The sequence below is a fragment of the Microbulbifer rhizosphaerae genome, assembly GCF_014191725.1.
GTDB lineage: Bacteria > Pseudomonadota > Gammaproteobacteria > Pseudomonadales > Cellvibrionaceae > Microbulbifer > Microbulbifer rhizosphaerae.
Genome location: NZ_JACHWZ010000007.1, coordinates 241,972 through 248,001 on the forward strand (window position 1 = coordinate 241,972; position 6,030 = coordinate 248,001).

The 6,030-nt window shown below is 51.2% G+C and carries 4 protein-coding genes; 3 read left to right on the forward strand and 1 reads right to left on the reverse strand.

What is annotated here, in order from left to right:
* The first annotated feature begins 155 nt into the window (after window positions 1-155).
* The 3 genes from FHS09_RS09590 (at window position 156) to FHS09_RS09600 (ending at window position 4,719) form a co-directional block, all read left to right on the forward strand.
* Window positions 156-812 (forward strand): YopT-type cysteine protease domain-containing protein, encoded by a 657-nt coding sequence (locus tag FHS09_RS09590; protein WP_183459212.1) that lies wholly within the window; start codon window positions 156-158, stop codon window positions 810-812.
* A gap of 845 nt (window positions 813-1,657) precedes the next feature.
* Window positions 1,658-4,015, forward strand: a complete 2,358-nt coding sequence (locus tag FHS09_RS09595; protein ID WP_183459214.1) for a sensor histidine kinase — start codon at window positions 1,658-1,660, stop codon at window positions 4,013-4,015.
* A 98-nt stretch (window positions 4,016-4,113) separates the two neighbouring features.
* A complete protein-coding gene (locus FHS09_RS09600; RefSeq protein WP_183459216.1) occupies window positions 4,114-4,719 on the forward strand; it encodes a response regulator transcription factor in 606 nt (201 codons plus the stop codon).
* A gap of 690 nt (window positions 4,720-5,409) precedes the next feature.
* On the opposite strand, the gene FHS09_RS09605 is transcribed toward FHS09_RS09600, so the two are convergent.
* A partial coding sequence (locus FHS09_RS09605) for an RNA-dependent RNA polymerase family protein (RefSeq protein WP_221191897.1) occupies window positions 5,410-6,030 on the reverse strand: 621 nt, incomplete at its 5' end.

Below are 6,030 nucleotides of genomic sequence, written 5' to 3' on the forward strand. Positions count from 1 at the left end.
GTAGTTACGAAAACAGTTGCTCTTTTGAATTCTTCTATCTCAGTCAGCCTAAGTGAAAATGCCACCACTATGCAACTTTAACGGCTCATAGAGCGTATAGATAACAGGCATTTCACCTGAGAGCCGATCAATTGTGGAAAAAATGGCGGTGAGACATGAATAGCTTCGTAAAAACTTATTTGAAGGCATGCAAAGGCAGAAAAACATGGAGCTTTACACAGCGCTCATGGCGAACTTGGCTTACAGCAGATTGCGGACCTGGCATTTGTGCGGCGCTGGCAGCACACTACATTCGCGACGCAAAGAACGGCAACCACCTTTCCAAGCGGGTTGGCTTAAGAAATTGGCAAATTTTTTGTTGGACTCTGCATACGACTTTTTGGGGCAGAGAGGTCAGGAAGATTCGGGGCGATTTTGCAAGCTGGTCATATGGTGTTGACCAGGATCAGGCAATTAGAGCCTGGCTGGAGAATAATGGTTTAAGGTACAATCACACGAAATCTAAAGAATCAGAAAAATCAGAACTCAATAACAATCCAAATATTGGAAAGGAAATTAAAGACCACCTAAACAGCACAACGCTACAATATTCGTTAGTCTGGTTTATGGGAATAGTCAACGGAAAAACCGTTGGAAATGAAATAGCTGTTTGGCTGGATCCCGCTCGCGGATATTATTTATTTGACCCCAACTACGGTGAATTCCGTTTCCAGCATAAAACTGATTGTATCAATTTTTTCTCCGGTTTCTTTAATGCGGTCGACTATGGGTTCAACTTTAAAACGAGCTGGGCAGTATTGGCATACGAATAAATCTGGTTGCTAATTTCTTATCGAGGCGACGCCGAAATTTTTTAGCCTACTGGTTGATTACTTATCGGTTTCACCAGCTTGAAAATACGAAATCCTAATACAAGGCCGGGCATACAATCTTCCCATGGTCGCGATAAACCCGGGACCGCGGAGCTCCAGCTCCGCAAAGCGGCAGAGCCGCTTCTCCATGGCCGCGGTCCCGGCTCTCAGCGCGGCCACAAATCAAACCACGCGCGGGCCTGAGGCCCGCCAGTCGATCTGGAGCTCGGCGTCCCTGGGGACCGCTCTTACAGTGCAGATAAAAAGGGGAGATACCAGTGACCCTCGGAATGACCACAACATCCTGGTCATGTCGGCAAAAGCGGGGATCCAGGCACCCCCGAGCTGTTTTCCAGTACCAATCAAGTGTGGGCTCATCCTCTTCCGACGGTGTTGTCCTCTATGTGGTGTGGGGTTGTCCACTTCATCCGGTCCATCAGAGCCACCGAAACCTCCCCCATAGGCATTTAGTAAGACTGGTAAAAAAGCAGCCAACAACCAGCGGGCTGTTCTCCTTGAAAATAGAATTTCGCCTTTCCCATTACATCTTAAGTCAACCGGTCTACATTACCTCTTAAAGAGGCAGGCGAGTACCCGACAGATGTCGGGGTAAGCCAGCTGACGACCATTTCAGGCGGCATTGACAGAACCAGGGGAGCTTGGCATGTTAGCGTGGCTCAATGCCTGGAGAGCCTCTGACTCAATCGGCAATCGCTCCGAATCTCCGGCCTACTGCATACCATTGTTTTTGACCCCCGTAAGCCACTGTTACCACTGGATTTTCGAGAGGTACTTTGGGGAGTAGCATGAATCGACAAGCCTTGTGCCTGCCTGGATACTTATCCAAATTCTATCCGGCCCTGATCGGTAGTCTGGTGGTGGTGCTGCTGATGGTGTTTAGTCCCACCCAGGCAAAGAGCCCGGCTTTCCCCGTGCAGGTGGCCAACGGCTTCTCACCTATAGAGTTAACACGGACTGATACTCGTTACGGTCTGGCATCTCTCAATCATTCCTCCGGCTTTATACCCGCGCCGGAGGGTGTGGCACTGGACAATGCCCCGGATCTGGTACCGCAGGAACCCACCTTCGGCCTCGACCCGGACTTTCGTCTGCACCACCGGTACTGGTTATACACGCGCATCGAGAACAGCACGGAAAACAGCAACTGGGTTTTGCACATCAGCAATTTCGGTTTTCTGCAGCCCAGGGTCCTGATACGGGATGGCAGCGGGCAGACAATCAAAACGTTCAGTAACTCAGGCTACGAAAGTGGCACGGATATCAATACCATCGGCCGGGCGGTGAAGGTCAGGCTGCCGGCGGGAAAGTCCTACCTCATGGTAGTTGAACTGAAAGCGCACCACGCCGCCTGGCATCCGTACATCGCATTGATGAGCGACCGCCATTACCAGACCTGGAAAACTCAGCAGGACTTTGCCTACAAACTTGCAGTAGGGATGATTCTCGGCCTTATCCTGCTTGGCCTGACCTGTTGGCTGTTAACCAGAGAGAAAGCGTTCTTCTGGGCTTCATTTTCTGCAGTTCTGCAGCTTGCCTACTACCTGGAACACAGCAGCATTCCCGCGATCCTGTGGCAATCGACCTATGAAAAGACGGCGCTGTTCTGGTTATTGATCTACTCGACCATGTTGTCACAACTGGCGTTCGCTGGGAGCTTTCTCAAGCTTAACCGCAACTCGGGAAAGTGGTACTACGCGTTTTCCGGAGCCGCGCTAACAACGCTCTTACTCTGCGTTGCCAGCCTGGTCCTGCCATTCCAGGTAAACATGGGCCTTGCGGCATTGAGCTATCTGATTGTGGCGCTGGTTATTCTCGGTTCGGGTGTTGCCAAGGTCCGCACCGAGGGCAGCTACTACATCATCTATCTGCTCGGGTGGTTTCCCATGGTGCTGTCCATACTGCAGGTGGCCTGGGTGACCCAGGGCCCACGGGAAACCCTCGGGGAAGTGACTGTTTCCTACAAAATGATCCACGTTCTCTATATACAGATAGTGCACATGTTCCTGCATACCATTGCCCTGATACTGCTTATACGGGCCTTGCGGGAGGAGAAACTGAGGGCGGAATACATCAGCCAGGCAAAGTCCCGCTTTATCGCCCAGAGCAGCCACGACTTGAGCCAACCGCTCAATTCGATGAGTATTTTTCTGGAGTATTTAAGGCCACATATTCATGGTTTGGATGGAACAAAAATATTTGACCGGTTAAAAAATACGCACCGGCAGATGAGCGAGTCATTCAAATCCATCATGGACTTGAGCAAGCTGGAATCCGGGACTATAAGACCCGAGCTAAAACCGGTAAATCTCTCGGATCTATTTTTCCGGTTACAACATGAGTACCGGATGCTAGCGGCAGAAAAGAACATTGAACTTTCCTTTCAACCATGCTCCCTGAAAGTATTCAGTGATCCGGTGCTGTTGGAAAGGATACTGCGCAACCTGATCTCCAATGCGGTTAAATACACTGATTCAGGAAAAGTGATTGTAGGCTGTCGGCGCGGGGGCGAGAACGTTGTTATCCAGGTACTGGATACCGGGTGTGGTATTGATAAGGAAACCCAGAATCATATCTTTGATATTTACTACCGTTCGGCCAGAGATCCAAAACAGACGGATGGCTCCGGTATCGGCCTGTCCATCGTCAAACATATCTCTGAATTACTGCACCATCCGGTGAATATGACATCCGTTCCGGGAAAGGGAAGCATTTTTACAATCAGCGTGCCACGATTGGGAGAGGTTTCGCCGAGTCAGCATGAGACGGTTAAACCTGCCGAGAATATGCCAGTAGTAGCACTGGTTTTTCAGGACAACGAGCTCAGGGATTCTCTTATAGAGCGACTGGAAAGATGGCACTGCTCAGTATTGACGTTCAGTTCCGTCGAGGCGGCGCGTCAGTCCAGTACACCCGCCTCTGTACTGCTATGCGAGTATCCCAGCCTCAGAAGTGCGTCTTTGTCTTCAGAGGCTGCAGGCATGTTGGCACAGCAGACTGTGGCGGCCTGTGTCTGTGATCCCGATACCCCCCTGCCGGATAACTGGATTGCTCTATCTACCGCTGTTCTCCCCTCTCAGTTACGCGCTCTGCTGAACGTTGCTCTCAGGCGTCGCCGGTCGCAGTTGAGCCTCACACCCGCATAAGTGAATATGGTGGGAGGGAGCTGGAAGTGATAAATTACACTCCCGGTAAGGATCTGCTGTTAAGCGGAGAGGCAGATCGGCCAGAATGAGCCATACGAATGACAGTTAAGGTACTGATAACCGAAGATCACGAACTCTATCGGGATGGTTTACGGTTATTATTGCAGGAGGCATTTCCCGCCGTTCAAGTCATCGAGGCGGGCGACTTTTCTACAGCCAAAGCTACCCTGACCGCTCACCGGGACATTGCTCTGGTGCTTTTTGATATCCATATTCCAGGCACCAGTGGGCTCAATGGTCTGAAGGAGATCAAAGCCCGTTACCCTGCGCTGCCGCTGGTGGTCGTATCCACTATTGATCATCAGGCCAGTATTCAGCAGATGTTGCAGCTAGGGGCTGATGGCTTTATTGCCAAAACCAGTTCCAAAGCGACAATGGTCAAAGCGCTGAAGGAAGTCATGGAAGGTGAAGTGGTCATTATTAGTGGACACGATAACGACGATCTTGTCGCACTTTCACCACGCCAGGTTGATACCCTGGAGCTGCTGGTGCTTGGTCTGCCAAACAAGGAGATAGCAGCACAGCTCAATATCTCTCCCGCCACTGTCAGAGAATATGTGTCAGATATACTGGTACTATTTGGCTGTGATAACCGCACGCAGGCTGTGCTGAAGGCACGTCAACTGGGTTTTATTCTGGATTGATACAGCTGTCTTACTGTTCAACATCGTCGAGCTATTGTTGCCTGGGCAAGCAGAGGGCACATCGGAGTGGCGAGATCTGCTGAGACGTTTGAAAAACTGCGGCTTGGATTATTGGGCTGACTTTGGGTCACAGTCGCTTGTTGTGGCTCTACATAGTTCCCATCAGGACGATCCAAAATCAGCAGCTGATCATGCTGGTGATATAGGTAAAAACACGCTGATGCATTCGTCATTCATCGCCTTAAACAAATGGAATCTGCTCCAAACGCATGCTGAGCTGTTCCACAATCGGATTTTGTAGTAAGAAATTATGCCTCTCAGGACGCAGATTCTGGCTTAATTATCAATAGGTTCGAAGGATCACCATGATGCAAGACAATCTTTGCTTCAGAACTGCCCGCAGTGAACTCCACTACTTGACCTGGTACTAGCTCAAGATCTAGACGACAACCATTGCTACAAATGAAGCTGATAGAGAGTTTCTCTGATCCTGCATTCTCAATACTTCGCGCCGCACGCCTAACGTTTGAGAAAACCACCTTGCTTCCCGCCGTTGCGTTCCGGGTAGGAGCCGCCCTCTCGGGCGGCGCCCCCCACAGATCCGGACGTGAGCTTTAACTCATCCGGTTCCTCAGTAATCAGAGTATTGGCACCACTCTGACGTATGACCATGTGCCCGGCAAGCATTGCCTACACCATCTTTGTGATCCTGGGTCTGGGGAGCTGCCATCTCATCAAGAATTTCGCAAACTTCTCCCAGCTTATGTGCCCATCTCTCGTCCGCCGGCCAAGCCAGCGGCGCCAGCAATCTCTCACGTGCTGGTATAGCATCCACAGCGCCCGGTAGTTACACCGGATGCCATAGTAGTTGTACAGCCCGTGAAGCTTTGAACACAGCTGTTGATGCTGTTCCTTGATCGGGTCATGTTTGCTGTTGCGGCAGTAGAGGTACAGGTTGCGCATGGCGCGCTTCTGTCGCTTTCTCATCGTCTGCCGCTTGATCACCCAGTTGCCGTTTCGTGATTTGCCCCAGTAGTGAGTAAATCCGAGAAAGTCGAATGTGCCATTCCCACTCTTAGCTGAGAGTTTACTCGGCCATCTGAAGCGCACCATTTTAGTCTTGTCGGGATGGATGCTCAGCCCGTACTTCTCGAAGCGCTTTGGCAGCGCCTTCATCAGGCGCTCACCGTCCGCTTCGTGCTCACAGCCCAGCACGAGTCGAGTCGCCCCGGGGACCCTCCCCCCGAGGCGCTCACAGAACCGGACGTGAACGTCTCCGCTCATCCGGCTCCTCCTATCCAGCCTGTCCAT